The sequence below is a fragment of the Streptomyces coerulescens genome (genome assembly GCF_042657965.1).
GTDB classification, from domain to species: Bacteria; Actinomycetota; Actinomycetes; order Streptomycetales; family Streptomycetaceae; genus Streptomyces; species Streptomyces coerulescens.
Window position 1 is genome coordinate 36,709 of the sequence record NZ_JBHSKM010000053.1, and the last position, 19,463, is coordinate 56,171.

A 19,463-nucleotide genomic window follows, 5' to 3' on the forward strand; every position below is an offset into this window, starting at 1 on the left:
TTCGCTCCGAATTACCAGATGTTGAGTTGCTGTCACCGTCCTGCGCGTCCGGACCGGATCCCGCAGGACGATTCACGCCAACGTTGTTGCTCGGTGGCGTGATCGACGCTACTCGCCAACATCGGCTGACGAAGCGACTATTCACTCGGGTGGGTGGCATATTCCAGCGGAGTCTTCCATCCCGGCCGGGAGACGGTGTACCGTACGGCTCTTCTCGGTCGGGACGGGTGTTTTCAGCGCGCGTAGTCCTTCGCGATGTCCGCGATGAACTGCCGTGACTGGTCCACGTTCAGGGCCTGCGCCCGCAGATGCTCGTACATCACGCTGTACTTCTGAACGTCGTTCGCCTTCTCCAGGTACAGGTCGCTGGTGACGCCCTCGATGTAGACGACGCTGGAGTCGGCCGCGTCCGGGAACTCCAGGATCGCGTACTGCCCGTTGAGGCCTGGGTGCGCTCCCATGTCGAAGGGGATGACCTGCACGGTGACGTGCGGCAGCTGGGACTGCTCGACGAGCTGCTCCAACTGGTCGCGCATGAGCGAGCGGTTGCCGACGACGCGGCGCAGAGCGGCCTCGTCCAGGACGGTCCACAGCCGCAGCGGGTTCTCCTCGGTGGAGATTCGTTCCTGTCGGCGCATCCGCACCTGGACCCGCTTCTCGATCTCCGGCAGCGCCCCGGCGATCAGGGCCTCGGCGTACTGCTTGGTCTGCAACAGCCCCGGGACGACCTGCGGGTCGTACACCCGCAGACTGGCCGCGTCCGTCTCAAGGCCGATGTAGACGCTGTACGGGATGTCACCGAAGGAGTGCCACCAGCCCTGCTGCCGCGAATCCTTGGCCATCTGCATCAGCGAGTCCACGATGCGGTGGTCCTCCACCTCGTAGACCCCGCACAGGTCGCGGACGTCGCGCTGGCTGATGCTGCGCCGTCCGTTCTCCAGCCGGCTGATCTTCGACTGCGACACCAGCAGCCGTTCGGCCACTTCCTCGGCCGTCATACCCTTGAGCTCGCGGAGCCGGCGCAGCTCCTGGCCCAGCCGGCGTCGCCTGACGGTGGGATTGACATTGGACGCCACGGGACGTGCACCTCCGGCTGCGGACCTCTGGTTACCACTTTGCGTATCTGCTGTTGAGCAGACTGCCACCAAGGTGCTTACTACCGCTGGGAAACGGTGGATATGCGCTGGATACACGCCAGTTCGCCAGGATCCCCGCACATGCGGGCGCGCGGGGCGACGGGGCCGTGCCGCCATCGGGACATACCGATGGCGGACGTACGGCCCCGTCGCCCCGCGCGGACCAGCGGCTCCCGAACCGGTCTTGGGGACAGCGGTGCGGCGCTGCACTTCGCGTGCGTGGTGTGCGGGTCGTGCTGTGGTGCGGGTGGTGCGCGTGCTGGATCAGGTGGTGCGTGCGCCGGATCCGGTGATGCGGGTCGTGGGACTGCGGCTCAGTGGGCCACGACACGCGCCATGGATCCGCGGCGCGGCTGCACCGGAACGCCACGAGCGGGTTCCGCCGCGGCCCTGCCTCCGGGGGCGGCCTGCCGGCCGACCGGTGCGGCGGGGCTGCGACGAGGCTGGGCCGCCGCGCCGTTCTGGACGTCCATCACCGCGTGCGCGACGAGACCGCCCATGGGGTCGTGCCTGATCAGGTCCCGCAGCCGGGACCTTGAGGACCTGCCCTCATTGCCCGGATACAGGTGCTTGCCGAGGCCGACCGCGTGCGCCAGGGCGGCGAGCGCCGCGGTCCGCGGGTCCGGCGGTACGCCGGTGCGGATCGCGGAATCCAGCCGGGCCCTGATCTCCCGGCTGATGTCGGTGTCCGTCGCTTGATAGCGAGTCGTCGGCAGCACTCCGCACATCTGGCCCGGCACGGCGGCGACCATGCCGCACCTCTCCAGATGCGAGAGATAGGTCTGGCGCAGCCCCAGCCGGGGCCCGCCGATCCAGTGGACGGCACGCACGGGAGCGCCACGCCTTCGCAGCAACTCCAACGCACAGTCCAGTGTTGGATCTCCAGTCGGCCGTGGTGCCACCACGGCGATACGATCCCCGTCTGGGGCTATCCGTCCGGCCAGCGCCAGCTCCACTAGCTGTGCTCCGGCCAGACCGAGGTCGAGCGACTGCGGCTGTGCGGTGGTACCCGTGGTCGGGTCCAGCGCCAGCAGCAGAAGCTCCTCCGGAAGTGTTCTGCGGCTCCTGCCCATCCATGCCTCCCCGCGTGGATGAAAGACAGGGTGACCCCTCTCACATTGGTCTGTCGAGGGTGCGTGACCTGTTTGTAAGGGAACCGGTAGGTATGTCGTTCTCGTCTACCGCGTCAGTGGGGGGCCGCGCACAGGACACTGGTACATGGTTCGGGCAGCGGCACGGGGGTCGCGCGGTCACGGTGTCCGGGCGACGGCTCACGGTTCGGCAGACGCACGGAGGCGTGCGGCGGCACATGGAGGAGGCATCGGTGGCGGGCGAGTCCCCCGACAGGTCGAAGCAGCGCGAGTCGTCGGCAGAACCGACGTCGGGGAGCGCGATTCCGGTTCCCGAATCCAGGCCCGAGCCCGAGGGCGCCACCGAGAAGCGCGACCCGCGCCTCGCGGTGGCCCGGGAGACCACGGCCCCGAAGGAGCCGGCGGCGTCCCGGGGCGGCGTGGACACGGCGACGCGGGTACTGTCCCGCCGCGAACTGGAGGCGGTACGGGCGGAGCTGGAGAACTCCGAGGGCTCCGGGAACTCCGGAGCCGGTGACGCGGACGACGCGGCGGGCGATGCCGCGGAGACCGAGGATGCGAAGGCGGAGGCCGGGAACGCGGCGGGCGCCGATGCGGGTGCTCCGGACGCGGACGACGCGGACGACGCGGCAGCGGAGGCCGACGCCGGCGATGCCGAGCCGACGGAGGACGCCAAGGGTGCCGGGACCGACGGTGACGCCGGGGCCGGGGCGAGCGACGACCGGCTGAAGGCGGCCGTCGCGGCCTGGGTGGCCTCCTCGGACACCGACGGCAAGGACACGACCTCGGACGCGGACGGCGACGCCGTCGCCGAGGCTGCCGACAGCGATGTCGAGGCGGACCCCAAGGCCGCTTCCGACGCCGAAAGCGCCTCCCCCGCCGCCGAGGAGGGCTCCAGCGAGACCTCTGAGGACCCTGAGGCCTCTGAGACCCCTGAGACCTCTGAGGCGCCCGAAGGGGCCGACAAGGGCTCTGCCGCCCCCTCTGACGGCTCCCCCGAGGACACCGACACCGAGGAGCCCTCCGGCACCGCCGAGGCAGCCACGACCGCCGACAGCACCGACAGCGCCGACAAGGCAGCCAAGGACGCCGCGCCGGAGGACCCCCGCAAGGGGTCCGCCTCGACGGCCGCCGCCGAAGCCCCCGAGGACGCCGAGCCCGCCAAGGACGCCAAGGACGACGGTGACGGCGGTGACGGCGGTGACGGCGGTGCGGGCAAGGTCGTCGATCAGCCGACCGCGATCTTCAAGGCCGTACGGCCCGCCAAGCCCACCGTCGACCAGCCGACCACCATGCTGAAGGCGCCCAAGCCGGACGCCCTCAAGCCCGAGGCACCCAAGCCCGACGCACCCAAGCCGGAGGCGGCCCAGCCGGAGGCACCCAAGCCCGAGGCGCCGGCCGAGCGCACCAGCAAGTTCGTCGCGCTCAAGCCGGACCTGCGGCCGGAGGCCCCGAAGCCGTCGGTCACCCCGAACGCCCCCGACGTCACCGCCGCCGTCCCGCAGATCGGTCCCGAGCGGACCACCCAGCAGCCGCTGCCGCCGAAGCCGCCGCTCGATCTGCTGGCCGAGCTGACGAACACCCCGCCGCCCCCGGACACCGCGGTGCGGACGGCCATCCGGCGGGTCAAGATCTGGACGCCACTGGTCATCCTGCTCGCGATCGTCTTCGCGGTGGTCCAGTCGGTGCGCCCGCTCCCGGCCCCCACCCTGGAGCTGACCGCCGAGGACTCCTACACCTTCGACGGCAGCAAGATCGACATCCCGTGGCCCGCCGACGGCCAGGCCGCGCTGGACGTCGACGGCATCGGCACCTTCGGCTCCTCCGGCGACCAGAAGCCCGTTCCGATCGCCAGTGTCGCCAAGGTCATGACCGCCTACGTCGTCCTGCGCGACCGCCCCCTCAAGAGCGGCGACGAGGGCCCGAACATCAAGATCGACCAGCTCGCCGAGGACCAGTCGAACGCGGGCCAGGAGTCGACCGTCACCGTCACCGCCGGCGACGAGATCCGCCAGCGCGAGGCCCTTGAGAGCATCCTGATCGCATCCGCGAACAACGTGGCCCGGCTGCTGGCCCGTTGGGACGCGGGCTCCGAGAAGGCGTTCGTGGCGAAGATGAACGCCGCCGCCGAGGACCTCGGCATGACGAACACGACGTACACCGACCCCTCCGGTCTGAACGACACCACCGTCAGCACGGCCGTGGACCAGGTCAAGCTGGCCAAGGCGGCGATGAAGTTCCCCGCCTTCCGTGAGGTCGCCGCGATGATGTCGTACGACGACTACAAGGGGAAGAACCACTCCAACTGGAACCAGCTGGTCGGCAAGAACAACGTCGTCGGCATCAAGACCGGCACCACCACCTCCGCCCTCGGCAACCTCGTGTTCGCCGCGAAGAAGGAGGTCGGCGGCGAGACCCGCACCATCGTCGGCGCCGTCGTCCGCCAGCCCGCCGGCGGCACGGACAACACCATCCTCAGCGCCGCCCTCACCGGCGGCGACCAGCTCATCCGCGCGGCCCAGGACGCCCTGGAGTCGGCGACGATCCTGAAGAAGGGCGACGTGGTGGGGTACGTGGACGACGGTCTCGGTGGCCGTACTCCCGTCGTCGCCACCAAGGACGTCAAGGCGGTCGGCTGGTCGGGCCTGAAGGTGAAGCTGACCTTCGCGCCCGACGAGGTGCCGCACACCGCGAAGGCCGGCACCCAGGTGGGCACGCTCACCGTCGGTGACGGCAGCAGCGGCGCCGTGAAGATCCCGGTGGCCCTCCAGACGGAACTGACCGAGCCGGGCTTCACGGACAAGCTGACCCGTATCGCCTGACCCGGGGGCGTCCGAAGGGACCCTCGCGCAGCCCGCCGACGGCGCTCGTCGGCGGGCTGCGTGCTAGCGTCACGAAACGGGCAGGTCGTCGCTCACAAGGCGCGACCGGAGAACCTTCAGGGTCTGGGCCGACAACACGCGGGAAACGGGACGCGGCCAGAACAGAAGACGGGACAGCACGGGGAGTGCCTCAGACGTGGCCACTGCGGAGCCGACACGCGCCGACGACGCCGATCCGGGACGGGGAGCCGGTCCGCGAATACGCGTACCCGCGCCACGCACGGGAGAGGGTCAGAGCCGTCCGGAGGAGAGACCTCCGTCGCGGCTGACCGCCGCCGTCGCCGCCCTGCGTGAGCGTCTGCTGCGTCACCCGGTGCTGTCGGTCACGACCCTGGCCGGGCTGCTCCACATCATCTGGTTCTTCACGTTCGCGAACAGCGGCGGCGATCTCGCGGCCCAGGACGCCTGGGCCGAGTTCGTCGGCCGGCACCCCGACTCGGCCTACAACCTGGCCTGGTACGGCGGGATGCACCCGGTGTCCTACAGCGTGGTGTCGCCGTATCTGATGTCGGTCCTCGGCGTCCGTACGACGATGATGATCGCGGGGACCCTCTCCGCGGGCCTGCTGACGCTCGTCCTGCTGCGCAGCCGGTCGGTGCGCAATCCGCTGTGGGCCGCGTTCGCCGGGGTGTTCGGGCTGATCGCCAACGCGATCTCCGGACGGGTGACCTTCGGCCTGGGCACGATGTTCGCGCTGGGCGCGGTCGCCGTCGTGTTCTGCTGGCCCTACCGCTGGCGCTACAAGCGCTGGGCGAAGGCGCTGTGCGCGGCCCCGCTGGCCGCGCTCGCCACGATGGCCTCGCCGGTCGCGGGGCTGTTCGTCGGCTTCGTGGCGGTGGCGCTGTTCCTGCAGAAGCGCCGGCCGGGCGCCTGGGCGCTGGGCATCGCGCCGACGGCGGTGGTCGCGGTGTCGGCCTGGCTGTTCCCCTTCTCCGGCACCCAGCCGATGGTGATCGGTTCGGTGCTCCTGCCGCTGCTGTGCGCCGTCGTCACCTTCGTGATCGTGCCCGAGGACTGGAAGACGGTCCGGCTGGTGTCCGCGGTCTACGGCCTCTCGGTCGTCCTCGTCTGGGTGGTCAGCTCGCAGATCGGCTCCAACATCACGCGCCTGGCGATGCTGTTCGCCGGGACGGCCCTGGTGGCCGCGCTGCCCTACACGGTGCCCCGGTCGCGCAAGTGGTACGCGAGCGTGCTGGCCCTGCTCACCTTCGTCGGCTGGATCGGCTACAAGACGGTCGACGACATCATTCACGCCGCCCCGGCCGCGTCCTGGGCGCGCGAGCTGGCACCGCTCGTCAACGAGCTCCAGGAGGTCGGCGCAGAGAAGGGCCGCGTCGAGGTGGTCCCGGCCCGCTCCCACCGGGAGGCCTCCGCGCTGGCGCCGTACGTCAACCTGGCCCGCGGCTGGAACCGCCAGGCCGACATGGAGCGCAACCCGCTCTTCTACGACGACACCCTCAACTCCGCGAACTACCGCGAGTGGCTCCAGCGCTGGGCCGTGCACTTCGTGGTCCTGCCCAAGGACGAGCCGGACGCCTCGGGGGCGGAGCGTGAGCGGGAGCTGGTGCAGCGCGGCATGCCGTATCTGAAGCAGGTGTGGGGCGACGCCAACTGGCAGCTGTTCGAGGTGACCGCCCCGGCGCCGCTCGCGGAGCCGAACGCCGTGGTCGAGCGGGCCGAGCAGGGCGAGATGACGATGCGGGTGAGCAAGCCGGGCCGCATCCTGATCCGTATCCCGTACTCGCCCTGGCTGGGCCTCGTCGACGCCGACGGCAAGAAGCTCGACCCGCCGCAGGAGACGAAGGAGTCCGAGGACCGCCCCGACGACCTGCCGAAGTCGTACGACAACGTCAACGGCTGTCTGGCGGAGACGGAGGAGGACGCGCTCGGCGACAAGTGGACGACGCTGGTCGCTCCGCGGGCGGGCGTGTACCGGCTGGCGGCGCCGTACACGTTCTCGCGGGGGACGCCCTGTCCGGAGGAGCTGCGCTGAGGGGCGTGGCCGGGCCGCCGGCCTGCGTCGATCAGCGCAGCTCGGCCACGTACCGGTCCGTCCCGGGCACCGTCGGGACGAACGGCGCCACCAGTTCCACCCGCCCCAGCCCCGTCTCCTCCACCGCCGTGTCCAGGCCCGTGAAGGTGGGCTCCCAGCACTGCCTCGGGTCCGCCTCCAGGAACCACAGCAGGGTCAGCCGGGTGTCGACGCCCTCGACCTGCTTGACGTACGACATACGGTCCAGCGGCAGTGGCGTGGGCCGGAAGACCGTCACCAGCGCGGCCGGGGAGCCCGCCAGGCGCTTGGGGAGGTGCCGGGCGCGCAGCCACTGAAGCAGTTCGGCGCGCTGCTCGGGCGAGGCGGCGTCGACGACCTGGACGACCAGGCCCGCGTAGGGGTGGTCGAGGGCGTGGAAGTCGCGGGGGCCGGCCGCGCCGTCGCGGTACACCGTCGCCTCGTGGTCCTGGAACGCGGTGAAGACGTGGGTGCGGTCCTGGTAGACGCGGGCGTCCCGGTTGAGGCGCTTGTTGATGCCGACGGTCCAGCGCATGTGGTCGGCGTAGCGGCCGGCGGTGATCCAGTACGTGGAGATGTAGCAGCCGGCGGTGACCGGCTGGGCTATCGCCGACTTCTCCGGGTAGCGCAGCAGCTGGAGGTCCCGGGTCGCCACCCAGCGGCGGCCGGCGAACATCCAGGGCATCGCCATCGCGCCGGCGTAGTAGTGGTCGTCCTCGTACCAGCGGTTGTAGGCGTACTCATGGCCCGGGTGCGGTTCGACCATGGTGATCAGGGCGTGGCCGGGGCGGACTCCGTACGGGCCGACGGCGGCCAGTTCGGCGTACACCTCGCTGCGGGTGTCCTCGCTCATGCCGTTCCCTTCCTTCCGGTGGCTTCCGTCCTCCCTCGGACGCCCATACTCTGACGCCCCGTCAGATAATGCGCCAGAGTCAGGGAGGTCTCGATGTCACTGCTCACCGGCAAGACCGTCGTCGTCTCGGGAGTGGGCGCCGGCCTGGGTCACCAGGTCGCGGCTGCGGTCGTACGGGACGGCGGGAACGCCGTGCTCGGGGCGCGTACGGAGGCGAACCTCGCGAAGAGCGCCGCCGAGATCGACCCGGGCGGGGCGCACACGGCGTACCGGGCGACCGACATCACCGACGAAGGGCAGTGCGAGGCGCTGGCGGCGCTGGGCCGGGAGCGGTTCGGGGGGATCGAAGCCGTGGTCCATGTCGCGGCCTGGGACTCCTACTTCGGCGGCCTGGAGGATGCCGACTTCACCACCTGGCAGTCGGTGATCGACGTCAATCTGCTGGGCTCGCTGCGGATGACCCGGGCCTGTCTGCCGGCACTGAAGGAGGGCGGCGGCTCGGTGGTGTTCATCGGCACCCAGTCCGCCGTGGCCGCCCCGTCGCAGGTGAGCCAGGCCGCCTACGCCGCCTCCAAGGGGGCGCTCACCAGCGCCATGTACTCGCTCGCCCGGGAGCTGGGCCCGCACCGCATCCGGGTCAACACCGTGCTGCCGGGCTGGATGTGGGGGCCGCCGGTGCAGGCGTTCGTCCGGTTCACCGCACAGACGGAGGGGGCGCCGGAGGAGGACGTACTGAAGCGGCTGACCGGGCGGATGGCGCTGCCGGACCTGGCCACGGACGGCGATGTGGCGAACGCGGCGGTGTTCCTCGCGTCTGACCTGGCGCGGGCGATCACCGGGCAGTCGCTGCTGGTGAATGCGGGGGAGTTGATGCGCTGAGGTACGGTTTCGACCGTTCGTAGCTGTTCAAGCCTGTGAACGCAGGTCACCAAGCAGAACGATTTTACTGTCTGTTGACCTTACGTGCGCTTGTCGTGCCCTCGCCACCGCACCCACCATGGGCGAGCCGTTCACAGGACGGAACCCGGGGAAGGGGTCCCATGAACAGTCTCGACTGGGCCGTGCTCATCGGCTACTTCGGCGTGATGGTGGCGATCGGCGTCTGGTCGCACAAGCGCGTGGACAACGTCAGCGACTTCTTCACCGCGGGCGGGAAGATGCCGTGGTGGCTGTCGGGCATCTCGCATCACATGTCCGGATACAGCGCGGTGATGTTCACCGGGTACGCGGGCATCGCCTACACCTACGGCGTCACGTCCTTCGTCACCTGGTCCTTCCCCATCGCGCTGGGCATCGCCATCGGTTCGAAGCTGTTCGCGCCGCGCATCAACCGGCTGCGCTCACGGCTGCATGTGGCCTCCCCGCTGGAGTACCTCAAGAACCGCTACGACCTCAAGACCCAGCAGGCGCTGGCCTGGTCCGGCATGCTGCTGAAGATCGTGGACGTGGGCGCGAAGTGGGCCGCGATCGCCACCCTGCTGTCGGTGTTCACGGGTGTGTCCCTCAACCAGGGCATCCTCATCACCGGCACCATCACGGCCATCTACTGCACCATCGGCGGACTGTGGGCGGACGCGCTGACCGAACTCGGCCAGTTCGTCATCCAGTTGCTGGCAGGTGTCGCGATGTTCATCGCGGTCATCATGGAGCTGAACGACAAGGGCATCGGCTTCCTCGACGCCTGGGACCGGCCGGAGCTCCAGGGCCACGGTGAACCGCTGGTCGGACCGTACGGAACGGTCTTCCTGCTCGCCTTCCTCTTCATCAAGCTCTTCGAGTACAACGGCGGCATGCTCAACCAGGCCCAGCGGTACATGGCCACGGCCACCCCGCGGGAGGCCGAGCGGTCGGCGCGCCTCTCGGCGGTCCTGTGGCTGGTCTGGCCCGTGGTGCTGTTCTTCCCGATGTGGATGTCTCCGCTGCTGGTCGAGTCGCAGAAGCCGGACGGCTCGGACTCCTACGGCCTGATGACCGAACAGCTGCTGCCGCACGGACTGTTGGGCCTGGTCATCGTCGGCTTCTTCTCGCACACGATGGCCATGTGCTCCTCCGACGCCAACGCGATCGCGGCCGTGTTCACCCGGGACGTGGCGCCGGTGCTGTCGAAGCAGGCGCGGGCGTGGGGTGAGCGGTCCGGGCTGATCGCCGCGCGGGTGACCACGGTCGTCTTCCTCGGTCTGTCGATGGCGGTGGCGACCCAGGTCAACTCCCCCACCTTCAAGGACATCATCACCGTCGTGATCAAGTGGGTCGCCGGTCTCATGGGCCCGATCGCCATTCCGATGATGCTGGGCCTGCTGCGCCCCTTCCGCCGCTCCGGCCCGACCGCCGCGCTCACCAGCTGGTCGATGGGTCTGCTCGCCTTCTGGCTGGTCAACTACCCGATCAGCTGGCAGATCGAGGGCGGGGTGCCGCTGCAGTACCAGGTCTCCATCCCGCTGGCGGTCTCGCTGGTCCTGTACATCGTCGTCGGCTTCATCAAGCCGGAGGACACCCCGGAGCGGCTCGCCGTCGTCGAGCGCATCAACACGGACGACGACGGGGCCGCGGCGGCCGCGGTGCCCGCGCCGGCGGACCCGATGGAGGACGCGGTCCGCGCGAAGGACTGAGCACCAGCAAGGAAGAGCGGAAACGCGCACAGGCGGTCACTCGCACAGCGGGTGGCCGCCTTTCGCCGTCCGCTCAGGCCCGCGGATACCTGGCCAGCCACCCCGGCGACGACCCGGCCGGGCCGTGCAGGGCCGGGCCCTGGGTCATCTCCATGGCGAAGTCGTCGGCGAGTTCGAGGATCGTGGGGCGGCCCTCCAGCTCGGCCAGCCAGGCCGGGGGCAGGGCGGTCTCACCGTGCAGGGCGCCCAGCAGGCCACCGGTGAGGGCGGCCGCGGCGGCGGAGGGGCCGTCGTGGTTCACGGCGAGGCAGAGGCCGTGGCGGACGTCCTCACCGACCAGGGCGCAGTACACGGCCGCCGCGAGCAGCCCGTCCGCCGAACCGTCGGCGGCCAGCTCCTCCACCCGCGCCGGGGTGGGCATGCCCTGCCGTACGGCGCCGAGCGCGTGCTGCAGGGCGTCCGACACGGGCTCGTGACCGGGCCGCACGGCGAGCAGCGCGAGCGCCCGCTGTACGGCCCCGTCGAGGCTCTCCCCGCAGGCCAGGCCATGCACGATCACGGCGTACGCACCGGCCGACAGATAAGCGATCGGGTGGCCGTGGGTCTGGGTCGCGCACTCCACGGCGAGCTGGACGACGAGCTGCGGCTCCCAGCCGACGAGCAGCCCGAAGGGTGCGGAACGGGCGACGGCCTCGGGCCCGAGCTCGGTGGAGTTCTTCGGTGCCTCCAACGTGCCCATGGTCTCGTCGCCGAGGCCGATCAGCAGGGCGCGGGTGGGGTCGCGGCGGGCGTAGAGCCACTCCTCGCGCGCCAGCCAGCCGTCGTCCTTGCGGCGCTCGTCGGGGCCCCAGTCCCGCTGTGTGGCGGCCCAGCGCAGATACGCCCGGTGTACGTCGGTGGGCGGATGCCAGGCGCCGGTGTCCCGTCTGACCTGGGCCCTTATCAGCCCGTCGACCGAGAACAGGGTCAGCTGCGTGAGATGGCTCACGGCGCCGCGCCGCCCGTACCCGAACCCCAGGTCGACGATGCCCTCGGCGCCGTGCTGTTCCCGGATCTCCTCCAGCCCCAGCCCGTCGACGGGCGCGCCCAGGGCGTCCCCGACGGCGACGCCGAGCAGCGTGCCGCGGACCCGGCTGCGGAAGTCCTGCTGCTCGGTACGGCCCCAGACGGCGCCGGCGGTCGCACTCATCCAGACCTCCCCGTGACAGCGTTCCGTCCGTACGACAGTTCGCCACTGTAATCGACCGGGGACGGTCGGTTCAGGGGGCGGATCGGAATGTGGAATGTGACCGAAATGAAGCTGACTGGCCAGTTTCAGCCAGGGACGATCACGGCTCCGTCGTGGGCAGGGACAGACGGGCCGCGAGGCGTTCGTCCGCCGCCGCCCGGTCGTCCGCGCCGAGTCGCCGGTGCACGGTCGCCCGCCGCTCCAGGGCCCACACGTAGGAGGGATTGAGTTCCACAGCGCGGTCGAGGTCGGCCAGCGCCTCCTCGTGGCGGCCGAGCTTGGACCGGGAGGCGCCACGGCTCGCGTACGCCGAGGCGTACTCGGGGTCCAGGGCCAGGGCCCGGTCGTAGTCGACGAGGGCCTCCTCGTCACGGCCGGCGACGCGCAGTGCGTCACCGCGCTCGCAGCGGCCCCAGGCCCAGTCGGGTTGCAGGGCCAGGGCCCGGTCGAGGTCGGCCAGCTGTCCGGCACGGTCTCCGCGGGCGCGCCACAGACGGGCCCGACGGGCCAGCGCCCAGGCGTAGTCCGGCTTCAGTTCGAGGGCGCGGTTCAGATCCGTGAGGGCCTCGTCGAGCTCTCCTCGGCTGAGGCGGGCGGCGCCCCGGGAGGCCCAGGCGAATTCCTGGTTCGGGTCGAGCCGGATGCCTCTGTCCAGGTCCTGGATCGCCTCGTCGTAGCGGCCCAGGATCCGTTGGTGCTCGCCGCGCAGGAACACGTTGTACGGGTTGTCCGGCTCCAGTTCGAGAACCCGGCGGAGGTCGTCGAGGGCGCCCCGGTAGTCGCCGAGCGCGCTGCGGGCCTGCACCTTGCCCCGGTACGCGGACACCAGCTCGGGATCGAGATCGAGGGCCCGGTCGTAGGCCTTCACCGCTCGCTCCTGCTCGCCGCCCCTGGCCAGCGCGTCGCCCCGCGCGGCCCATGCCCTCGCCCGCCACTCCTCAGGGCCGCGGGCACGCTCAAGGAGCAGCCGCAGTACTGTCTCCGCCCCGCTCTCCGCAAGTGCCTCCACCAGGCCGTCCGCCCACGTCCGGATCACCTCGGCGTCCGCGTCCTCGCCGGCCTCGGCAAGGAGCTGCACCCACCGCCGCAGGACGTCCTCGCCGTGGTCACACGCGGTGACGAGGTCCGCCAGGACCCCTGGCAGGGCGGCACGAGGCCGTGCGCACAGGAGGTGGTACGACTCGACGAGCCGCAGTTCGCGCCAGTCCTCCTCGTTCCAGAACTCGCCGGGCTCCAGATCGGCTTCGGCCTGCTCCCGCCACGACGCGAACGTCTCCGCGATCCGCGTGTGGTGCCGGGCCCACCCTCGGGGCGACTGCCGGCGTTGCAGCCTCAGCATCGGCGCGCGTACGAGGTCGTGATACTGCATCCGGTCCCCGCGCTCGCTGACGAAGGGCATCCTCTTCAGCCACGCGTACAGCCCGTCGCGCTCCTCCTCCGGACACTCGACCACGGCCCGGAACACATCCGCGTCCAGCGTCCGGGGCAGGGCGCAGGCCAGTGCGGCGGCTCTGCGCACCGGATCCTGCTCCCACTTCAGGAACCGCTCGACGGCCGTGCCGCTCGGATCCCCGACGTCCGCCGGATCCGCGAGCCGGGTCTCGGCAAGGGTGGAGACGAGCACCGGGAGTCCTCCGGTCAGGCGCAGCACCTCGGCGACGACGGGCTCGTCGTGCACGCCCTTGTCCGCGAGCAGACGTCGCGCCTCCGTCTCCGTGAAGGGCCCGAGCGGTACCTCCGTCACGAATTCCGTCAGGCCGCCCCAGCGTGCGTGGGCGAGGGGGAGCTGCCCGGCCGTGACCACGACGGCGTTGGCGGGGAAGGCGCCGTACCGCTCGGTCGTCATGGCCTGGTGCAACCAGCCGTCGAGAAACAGCCCGGTCCTTTCGTACGTGTCGAAGAACAGGACGATCCAGGGCGCCTCCGACGCGGCGTCGGCCAGCTCGCCGAGCAGCACCGGGGTCAGTACGCGATCCGGTGCCAGGACGAGTTGTACGTCCTCCTGGCTGCGGAAGCGTGCGCTGAGTCCCGCGCGCAGGCGATCGGCGCCGTGGGCGAGCTGCGCCGCGTCGAGCGCGCCGGCGAAGGGGCCCACGCCCGGCACCAACGCCAGTCCGGCCAGACCTGCCCGGGCCACCGCCATACTGCCGCCGGACGGCTCCCGCGGCTCCGGTTCGAGCAGGGCGGCGGTCGCCGCCTCTGCCTCGTGGCGCCGATCCCGGTGGGTGGTGAGCAGTCGCTCCAGTTCCTTGAACTTGTGTCCCTGGGCGGCGAATTGGCGGCTGATCGCCGCCAGGGCCTCGGTCACGCTGCCGACGCTCTCGTCCACGAACGCGGTGAGGGCGCCCCGGTCGCGGGAGAGCTGCTCCAACTCCCGGATCAGGAACGTCTTCCCGACCCCGGCGTTGCCGTGCACATGGAACAGGAACCGATGCCGCTCGTCGTCCGGCGCGAAGTCGAAGTTCCTCCGGAACGCGGCCCGTTCGTCGCTGCGTCCGACGAAACCGGCTCGCTTGCGACGTCCGATCAGCTCCTGCATCGACGGCCGCGCCTGCCCCATGCGTGGTCCCCTCGTCCGGTGCTCCGCAGGCCACCATTCTGGCTCAATGCCTAGGGAACACAGGTGCCCCACAGGGAAGATGACCAGCATGTCATCCACACCCCCACGCCCCTCCCTCCACCTCGCGGCCGCTCTCCTGACCGCGACGGCCGCCCTCTACATCGCTCTCGTCGCCTTCGGGAACATCACCGACTTCGGGACGAACCAGCAGTTCGTGCGGCATGTCCTCGCCATGGACACGACGTTCAAGGACGACGACCTGATGTGGAGAGCCGTCACCAGCAAGGGACTTCAGGACGCGGCGTACGTCGCGATCATCGTCTGGGAGACCCTCGCCGCCCTGGTGCTCATATACGGCAGCTGGCTGTGGTTCCGCCGTGAGGACCGGCGGGCCCGCCGTTTCGCCACGTACGGCCTGCTGATGCTGATGCTCCTGTTCGGCGCCGGGTTCATCGCGATCGGCGGTGAGTGGTTCGCGATGTGGCAGTCCGGGGACTGGAACGGGCTGGACGCGGCGACGCGGGTGTTCCTGCTCAGCGGGGTCGTGCTGATCGTCAACCATCTGCCGTTCGGGTCGGCGCAGCAGACCGACGCCTGACCCGGATCAGCGACGCAGGGCCCACTTCTGGACCGATTCCAGGGGCCCTGCGGAGAACCGCCGCAGCCACAGCGTGGAGCCCACCATGAGGACCGCGCAGACCGTGGCCCACAGTGCCACGACCCACCACGGGCCCGAGTCCGCGAACCGCTCCGCGAGGCCCAGCCCGATGCCGTAGGAGATGAGCACGCACAGCACGTTCTGCAGGACGTAGCCGGACAGCGCGGTCCGGCCGACGGAGGTCAGGCCCGTCAGCAGCGGGCCCGGCCGCCGTACCCGGTCCACCACGGCTCCGATCAGGCCGATGTAGCCGAGGGCCAGCAGCGGGGCCGCGCCGTAGCGGGCCAGCAGGAACAGGTCGGGGCCGGCCAGCGTCGCCGCCACGTTGAGGGGCAGCCCGAGGCCGATTCCCCACGCCAGGAGCCGGGAGCGCAGCCGGCGTCCCGTCTCGTCCGCGCCGAACGCGCCCGCCCGGAACAGCCGTACGCCCAGCAGGAACAGGAAGAGCAGGAGGAAGAAGGTCAGCACCGGTTCCATGCGCAGCGCGAGCGCGTTCTCCAGGCGGAAGGCCACCTGGTCCAGGTAGCCGCCGTGTGCGTACAGGTCCACGACGTCCCGGGAGACCGTGCCGCCGCCGCTGCCGTCGTCGGCCGCCGCGATCGCCGCGGTCAGCAGGCCCATCAGCGTCAGATGGAGGCCCGCCGCCCACCACATCACCCGCCGCTGGGCCCGCTCCGAGCGGGTCAGCAGCCGTGCGACGAGCAGCGCGGTGACCGCGTACCCCATCAGTACGTCCCAGGCGAAGACCAGCACGAAGTGCACGGTGCCCTCGGCGAACAGGAACAGCGCACGCCACCGGTAGCGCCCCGGCCACGGCTGTCCGCGCCGCTGCGCGGAGGCGTACTGGATGGCGAGGCCGACCCCGAACAGGATCGTCAGCAGCGACAGGAACTTGCCGTTCGCCAGCACGCCGAAGGTGCCCTCGACGGGCCCCGTGGCCATCCCGGACTCCAGGGCTCCCCATTCCGCGCCCGGACCGGTGAAGATCCATACGTTGGTCATGAGGGTGCCCAGGATGGCCACACCGCGCAGCACGTCGAGGAGGGGAAGCCGGCGTCCGGCGGGCGGGGCCTGCGGTGTCTGTGTGACTCGCGCGTCCGTGTGCGTCATGCCTTCATCGTCTCGGCGGTATCTCCCCGGATCGTCATGAGCGAAGGGGAACCTGCCGTACATCGAAGGATGCAGCGGACGGCTACTTCACCACGACCACCGACGTACCCGCCTCGCCGAACTTCCACAGCGCCGCGCCGTCGGCCGCGCGCATCCGGATACCGCCGGTCTGCTTGTCCCCGGCGGGCGGGGGCGAGGAGCCGTCGACGGCGTTGGAGAAGGCGATGGAGACGCCGGACTTGGCGGTGAAGTAGATGATGTTCTCGATCTGCACACCGTCCGAGCCGGTGGTGGCCATGCTGCGGGACGAGACCGCGTAGGTGCCGGGGTCCGGGCTCACCGTGCCCGGCCACACGGCGAACGTACGGCGGGACGCGTCGCTCGCGTCGACCAGCCAGACCCGCTTCTTCCCGAGGGAGTAGACGACCCGGCGTCCCGTGCCCGAGCCGTCGGGCACGACCACCTCACCGGGGGACTTCGTCGGTGCGGGGCTCGCGCCCGACGGCGCCGAAGCGCTCGGGCGGGCCTTCGCGGCCGTCGGGTGCGGCCCCTTCTCTGCCTGCACGGCGAGGGCGGTGACGGCGGCTATCGCTCCCACCGTCAGACCGGTCACCCAGACCTTGGGAGCAGGCACGGGCACGCATCTCCTCAGCTAAGGAAAGCTATGGAACCCCTCCAGCGGGGGTCGGATCATCGTACCGACCCCCGCGGTGGGCTCTTCCTCAGTCCAGCACCGGCAGCAGCTCGGGCAGATGCCCGTCCGAGGCGGCCGCCGCCCGCTGCCGCTCCTCGGACACCTCGCCGTACAGGGTCGTACGCGGCTTCGCCGGCCGGCCGGCCGCCTCGGCGACGGCCACCAGGTCGCGTACCGACTTGTAGGAGCCGTACGACGAACCCGCCATCCGCGAGATCGTCTCCTCCATCAGCGTGCCGCCGAGGTCGTTCGCCCCGGAGCGGAGCATCTCCGCCGCGCCCTCGGTGCCCAGCTTGACCCAGCTGGTCTGGATGTTGGGGATGTACGGGTGCAGCAGTAGCCGGGCCATGGCGGTGACCGCGCGGTTGTCGCGGATCGTGGGGCCCGGACGCGCGATGCCCGCCAGATAGACCGGCGCGTTGGTGTGGATGAACGGCAGGGTCACGAACTCCGTGAAGCCGCCGGTGCGTTGCTGGATGCCGGCCAGGGTGCGCAGGTGGCCGAGCCAGTGGCGGGGCTGGTCCACATGGCCGTACATCATCGTCGAGCTGGAGCGGATGCCGAGCTCGTGCGCGGTGGTGATCACCTCGATCCAGGTCGCCGTCGGCAGCTTGCCCTTGGTCAGGATCCAGCGGACCTCGTCGTCGAGGATCTCGGCGGCGGTGCCGGGGATGGAGTCCAGGCCGGCCTCCTTCGCGGCGCTCAGCCACTCCCTGATCGACATCCCGGTGCGGGTGGCGCCGTTGACGACCTCCATCGGCGAGAAGGCGTGCACATGCATTCCGGGCACGCGCTCCTTCACGGCCCTGGCGATGTCGAAGTACGCCGTCCCGGGCAGGTCCGGGTGGATGCCGCCCTGCATGCAGACCTCGACCGCGCCCACCTCCCACGCCTGCTGGGCGCGGTCGGCGACCTGGTCCAGGGAGAGGGTGTAGGCGTCGGCGTCGGTCCTGCGCTGTGCGAAGGCGCAGAAGCGGCAGCCCGTGTAGCAGACGTTGGTGAAGTTGATGTTCCGCGTGACGATGTACGTCACGTCGTCGCCGACCGCTGATGTGCGGACGTCGTCGGCCACCTGGCACAGCGCGTCCAGCGCCGGGCCGTCCGCATGCAGGAGCGCCAGCGCCTCGTCGTCGGTCAGCCGGGTCGGGTCGTCGGCGGCGACCCGCAGCGCCTGGCGGACGTCGGTGTCGATGCGCTCGGGCGTCATACCGGGGGCGGCGGCCTCGCGCAGGGCGCCCCAGTCGCCGTACACCTCGTCGAAGTCGTCGCGGCGGTCGGACGTGCGGCCCTCGGTGTCGATGGTGGCGTGCAGGTCGGTACGGCCGGAGGAGACGAACGCCTCCTCGGGCTCCTGCCACGGGTGGCCCTCGACCACGGCGTCGGGGCGGGCGAGGCCGGTCCCCGGGTCGGCGAGCGCCCGTACGTGCGGCAGCAGCCGGGGGTCCATCCAGGGCTCGCCGCGCTGCACGAACTCGGGGTAGACACAAAGCCGTTCCCGCAGCTCGAAGCCGGCGTCCGCCGACTGCCGGGTCAGTTCCTCGATCTGCGGCCAGGGGCGTTCGGGGTTGACGTGGTCGATGGTGAGCGGGGAGACGCCGCCCCAGTCGTCGATGCCGGCGGCGATCAGGCGGGCGTACTCGCCCTCGACGAGGTTGGGCGGGGCCTGGATGTTGCCGGCCGGGCCCATGATGAGCCGGGCCACCGCGACCGCCGCGACCAGTTCGTCCAGTTCGGCGTCCGGCATGCCGCGCATCGCGGTGTCGGGCTTGGCGCGGAAGTTCTGGATGATCAGTTCCTGGATGCCGTGGTACGACCGGGCGATCCGGCGCAGCGCGAAGAGGGACTCGGCGCGCTCCTCGTACGTCTCGCCGATGCCGATGAGGATCCCGGAGGTGAAGGGGACCGAGGAACGGCCCGCGTCCTCCAGGACCCGCAGCCGGACGGCCGGTTCCTTGTCCGGGGAGCCGTGGTGGGGGCCGCCGGGCTCGGACCACAGCCGGGTCGCGGTCGTCTCCAGCATCATCCCCATCGACGGGGCGACGGGCTTGAGGCGCTGGAAGTCGGTCCACGTCATGACACCCGGGTTGAGGTGCGGGAGCAGGCCGGTCTCCTCCAGGATGCGGATGGAGATGGCGCGGACGTAGGCGATGGTGTCGTCGTAACCGTGCGCGTCGAGCCACTCCCTGGCCTCCGGCCAGCGGTCCTCCGGCTTGTCGCCGAGGGTGATGAGGGCTTCCTTGCAGCCGAGGGCCGCGCCCTTGCGGGCGATGTCGAGGACCTCGTCGGGGGACATGAACATCCCGTGGCCCGCGCGGCGCAGCTTGCCGGGGACGGTGACGAAGGTGCAGTAGTGGCACTTGTCCCGGCACAGCCGGGTGAGGGGGATGAAGACGCTCTTCGAGTACGTGATCACGCCGGGGCGGCCGGCGGCCTCCAGGCCCGCGTCACGCACCCGGGCGGCGGACGCGGCGAGGTCGTCGAGGGCCTCACCGCGGGCCTGGAGGAGTACGGCCGCCTCGGAGACGTCGAGTGCGACGCCGTCCCGGGCGCGTTTGAGGGCGCGACGCGTGGAGTTCTCGGTGGGGCCGGGATTCGGGCCGGTTCCGGGGGTCGCGGGAGTCGTCATTCTTT

General features: G+C 70.9%; 13 protein-coding genes. 5 read left to right on the forward strand and 8 right to left on the reverse strand.

Going from position 1 to position 19,463, the window contains the following annotated elements:
- Positions 1 to 233 precede the first annotated feature (233 nt).
- Both ACFPQ9_RS43790 and ACFPQ9_RS43795 read right to left on the reverse strand, forming a co-directional pair.
- On the reverse strand, positions 234 to 1,076 hold the full coding sequence (locus ACFPQ9_RS43790; RefSeq protein WP_380865927.1) for a helix-turn-helix domain-containing protein: 843 nt from the start codon (positions 1,074 to 1,076) through the stop codon (positions 234 to 236).
- Between the two features lie 374 nt (positions 1,077 to 1,450).
- Positions 1,451 to 2,209: a GOLPH3/VPS74 family protein gene (locus ACFPQ9_RS43795; RefSeq protein ID WP_380865929.1), complete on the reverse strand. Its 759-nt coding sequence runs from the start codon at positions 2,207 to 2,209 to the stop codon at positions 1,451 to 1,453.
- 236 nt (positions 2,210 to 2,445) lie between these two features.
- Between ACFPQ9_RS43795 and ACFPQ9_RS43800 the strand changes: the two genes are divergently transcribed.
- Both ACFPQ9_RS43800 and ACFPQ9_RS43805 read left to right on the forward strand, forming a co-directional pair.
- On the forward strand, positions 2,446 to 5,049 hold the full coding sequence (locus ACFPQ9_RS43800) for a D-alanyl-D-alanine carboxypeptidase (protein WP_380865931.1): 2,604 nt from the start codon (positions 2,446 to 2,448) through the stop codon (positions 5,047 to 5,049).
- Between the two features lie 196 nt (positions 5,050 to 5,245).
- Positions 5,246 to 7,102 carry an MFS transporter gene (locus tag ACFPQ9_RS43805; protein WP_380865934.1) on the forward strand — a complete coding sequence of 619 codons (1,857 nt, stop codon included), beginning with the start codon at positions 5,246 to 5,248 and terminating at the stop codon, positions 7,100 to 7,102.
- Between the two features lie 31 nt (positions 7,103 to 7,133).
- Here the strand turns inward: ACFPQ9_RS43805 and ACFPQ9_RS43810 are convergent, their stop codons facing one another.
- Positions 7,134 to 7,973 (reverse strand): hypothetical protein, encoded by an 840-nt coding sequence (locus ACFPQ9_RS43810; protein WP_380865937.1) that lies wholly within the window; start codon positions 7,971 to 7,973, stop codon positions 7,134 to 7,136.
- Between the two features lie 93 nt (positions 7,974 to 8,066).
- Here ACFPQ9_RS43810 and ACFPQ9_RS43815 point away from each other — a divergent pair, with 93 nt between their 5' ends.
- Together ACFPQ9_RS43815 and ACFPQ9_RS43820 are read left to right on the forward strand one after the other, a co-directional pair.
- Positions 8,067 to 8,852 carry an SDR family oxidoreductase gene (locus ACFPQ9_RS43815; RefSeq protein ID WP_380865940.1) on the forward strand — a complete coding sequence of 262 codons (786 nt, stop codon included), beginning with the start codon at positions 8,067 to 8,069 and terminating at the stop codon, positions 8,850 to 8,852.
- 161 nt (positions 8,853 to 9,013) lie between these two features.
- Positions 9,014 to 10,582, forward strand: a complete 1,569-nt coding sequence (locus tag ACFPQ9_RS43820) for a sodium:solute symporter family protein (protein WP_380865943.1) — start codon at positions 9,014 to 9,016, stop codon at positions 10,580 to 10,582.
- 73 nt (positions 10,583 to 10,655) lie between these two features.
- On the opposite strand, the gene ACFPQ9_RS43825 is transcribed toward ACFPQ9_RS43820, so the two are convergent.
- Positions 10,656 to 11,771, reverse strand: coding sequence for an ADP-ribosylglycohydrolase family protein (locus tag ACFPQ9_RS43825; RefSeq protein ID WP_380865946.1), 1,116 nt, complete (start codon positions 11,769 to 11,771; stop codon positions 10,656 to 10,658).
- A 139-nt stretch (positions 11,772 to 11,910) separates the two neighbouring features.
- On the reverse strand, positions 11,911 to 14,370 hold the full coding sequence (locus ACFPQ9_RS43830) for a tetratricopeptide repeat protein (RefSeq protein ID WP_380865948.1): 2,460 nt from the start codon (positions 14,368 to 14,370) through the stop codon (positions 11,911 to 11,913).
- Between the two features lie 88 nt (positions 14,371 to 14,458).
- Between ACFPQ9_RS43830 and ACFPQ9_RS43835 the strand changes: the two genes are divergently transcribed.
- The gene (locus tag ACFPQ9_RS43835; protein WP_380865950.1) at positions 14,459 to 14,968 is read left to right on the forward strand and encodes a DUF2165 domain-containing protein; all 510 of its coding nucleotides are present in this window, start codon (positions 14,459 to 14,461) and stop codon (positions 14,966 to 14,968) included.
- A 6-nt stretch (positions 14,969 to 14,974) separates the two neighbouring features.
- Here ACFPQ9_RS43835 and ACFPQ9_RS43840 read toward each other — a convergent pair whose 3' ends face one another.
- The 3 genes from ACFPQ9_RS43840 to ACFPQ9_RS43850 form a co-directional block, all read right to left on the reverse strand.
- On the reverse strand, positions 14,975 to 16,138 hold the full coding sequence (locus tag ACFPQ9_RS43840) for a DUF418 domain-containing protein (RefSeq protein ID WP_380865952.1): 1,164 nt from the start codon (positions 16,136 to 16,138) through the stop codon (positions 14,975 to 14,977).
- Between the two features lie 82 nt (positions 16,139 to 16,220).
- Positions 16,221 to 16,772, reverse strand: coding sequence for a hypothetical protein (locus ACFPQ9_RS43845; RefSeq protein WP_380865955.1), 552 nt, complete (start codon positions 16,770 to 16,772; stop codon positions 16,221 to 16,223).
- An 88-nt stretch (positions 16,773 to 16,860) separates the two neighbouring features.
- Positions 16,861 to 19,458, reverse strand: a complete 2,598-nt coding sequence (locus ACFPQ9_RS43850) for a bifunctional FO biosynthesis protein CofGH (RefSeq protein ID WP_380865958.1) — start codon at positions 19,456 to 19,458, stop codon at positions 16,861 to 16,863.
- Positions 19,459 to 19,463 lie beyond the last annotated feature (5 nt).

Coding starts and splice junctions, on each gene's coding strand:
- ACFPQ9_RS43795 (WP_380865929.1), bottom strand. CDS start 2,209: ATGGGCAGGAGCCGCAGAACACTTCCGGAGGAGCTTCTGCTGCTGGCG.
- ACFPQ9_RS43800 (WP_380865931.1), top strand. CDS start 2,446: ATGGAGGAGGCATCGGTGGCGGGCGAGTCCCCCGACAGGTCGAAGCAG.
- ACFPQ9_RS43810 (WP_380865937.1), bottom strand. CDS start 7,973: ATGAGCGAGGACACCCGCAGCGAGGTGTACGCCGAACTGGCCGCCGTC.
- ACFPQ9_RS43815 (WP_380865940.1), top strand. CDS start 8,067: ATGTCACTGCTCACCGGCAAGACCGTCGTCGTCTCGGGAGTGGGCGCC.
- ACFPQ9_RS43820 (WP_380865943.1), top strand. CDS start 9,014: ATGAACAGTCTCGACTGGGCCGTGCTCATCGGCTACTTCGGCGTGATG.
- ACFPQ9_RS43825 (WP_380865946.1), bottom strand. CDS start 11,771: ATGAGTGCGACCGCCGGCGCCGTCTGGGGCCGTACCGAGCAGCAGGAC.
- ACFPQ9_RS43830 (WP_380865948.1), bottom strand. CDS start 14,370: ATGGGGCAGGCGCGGCCGTCGATGCAGGAGCTGATCGGACGTCGCAAG.
- ACFPQ9_RS43835 (WP_380865950.1), top strand. CDS start 14,459: ATGTCATCCACACCCCCACGCCCCTCCCTCCACCTCGCGGCCGCTCTC.
- ACFPQ9_RS43840 (WP_380865952.1), bottom strand. CDS start 16,138: ATGACGCACACGGACGCGCGAGTCACACAGACACCGCAGGCCCCGCCC.
- ACFPQ9_RS43850 (WP_380865958.1), bottom strand. CDS start 19,458: ATGACGACTCCCGCGACCCCCGGAACCGGCCCGAATCCCGGCCCCACC.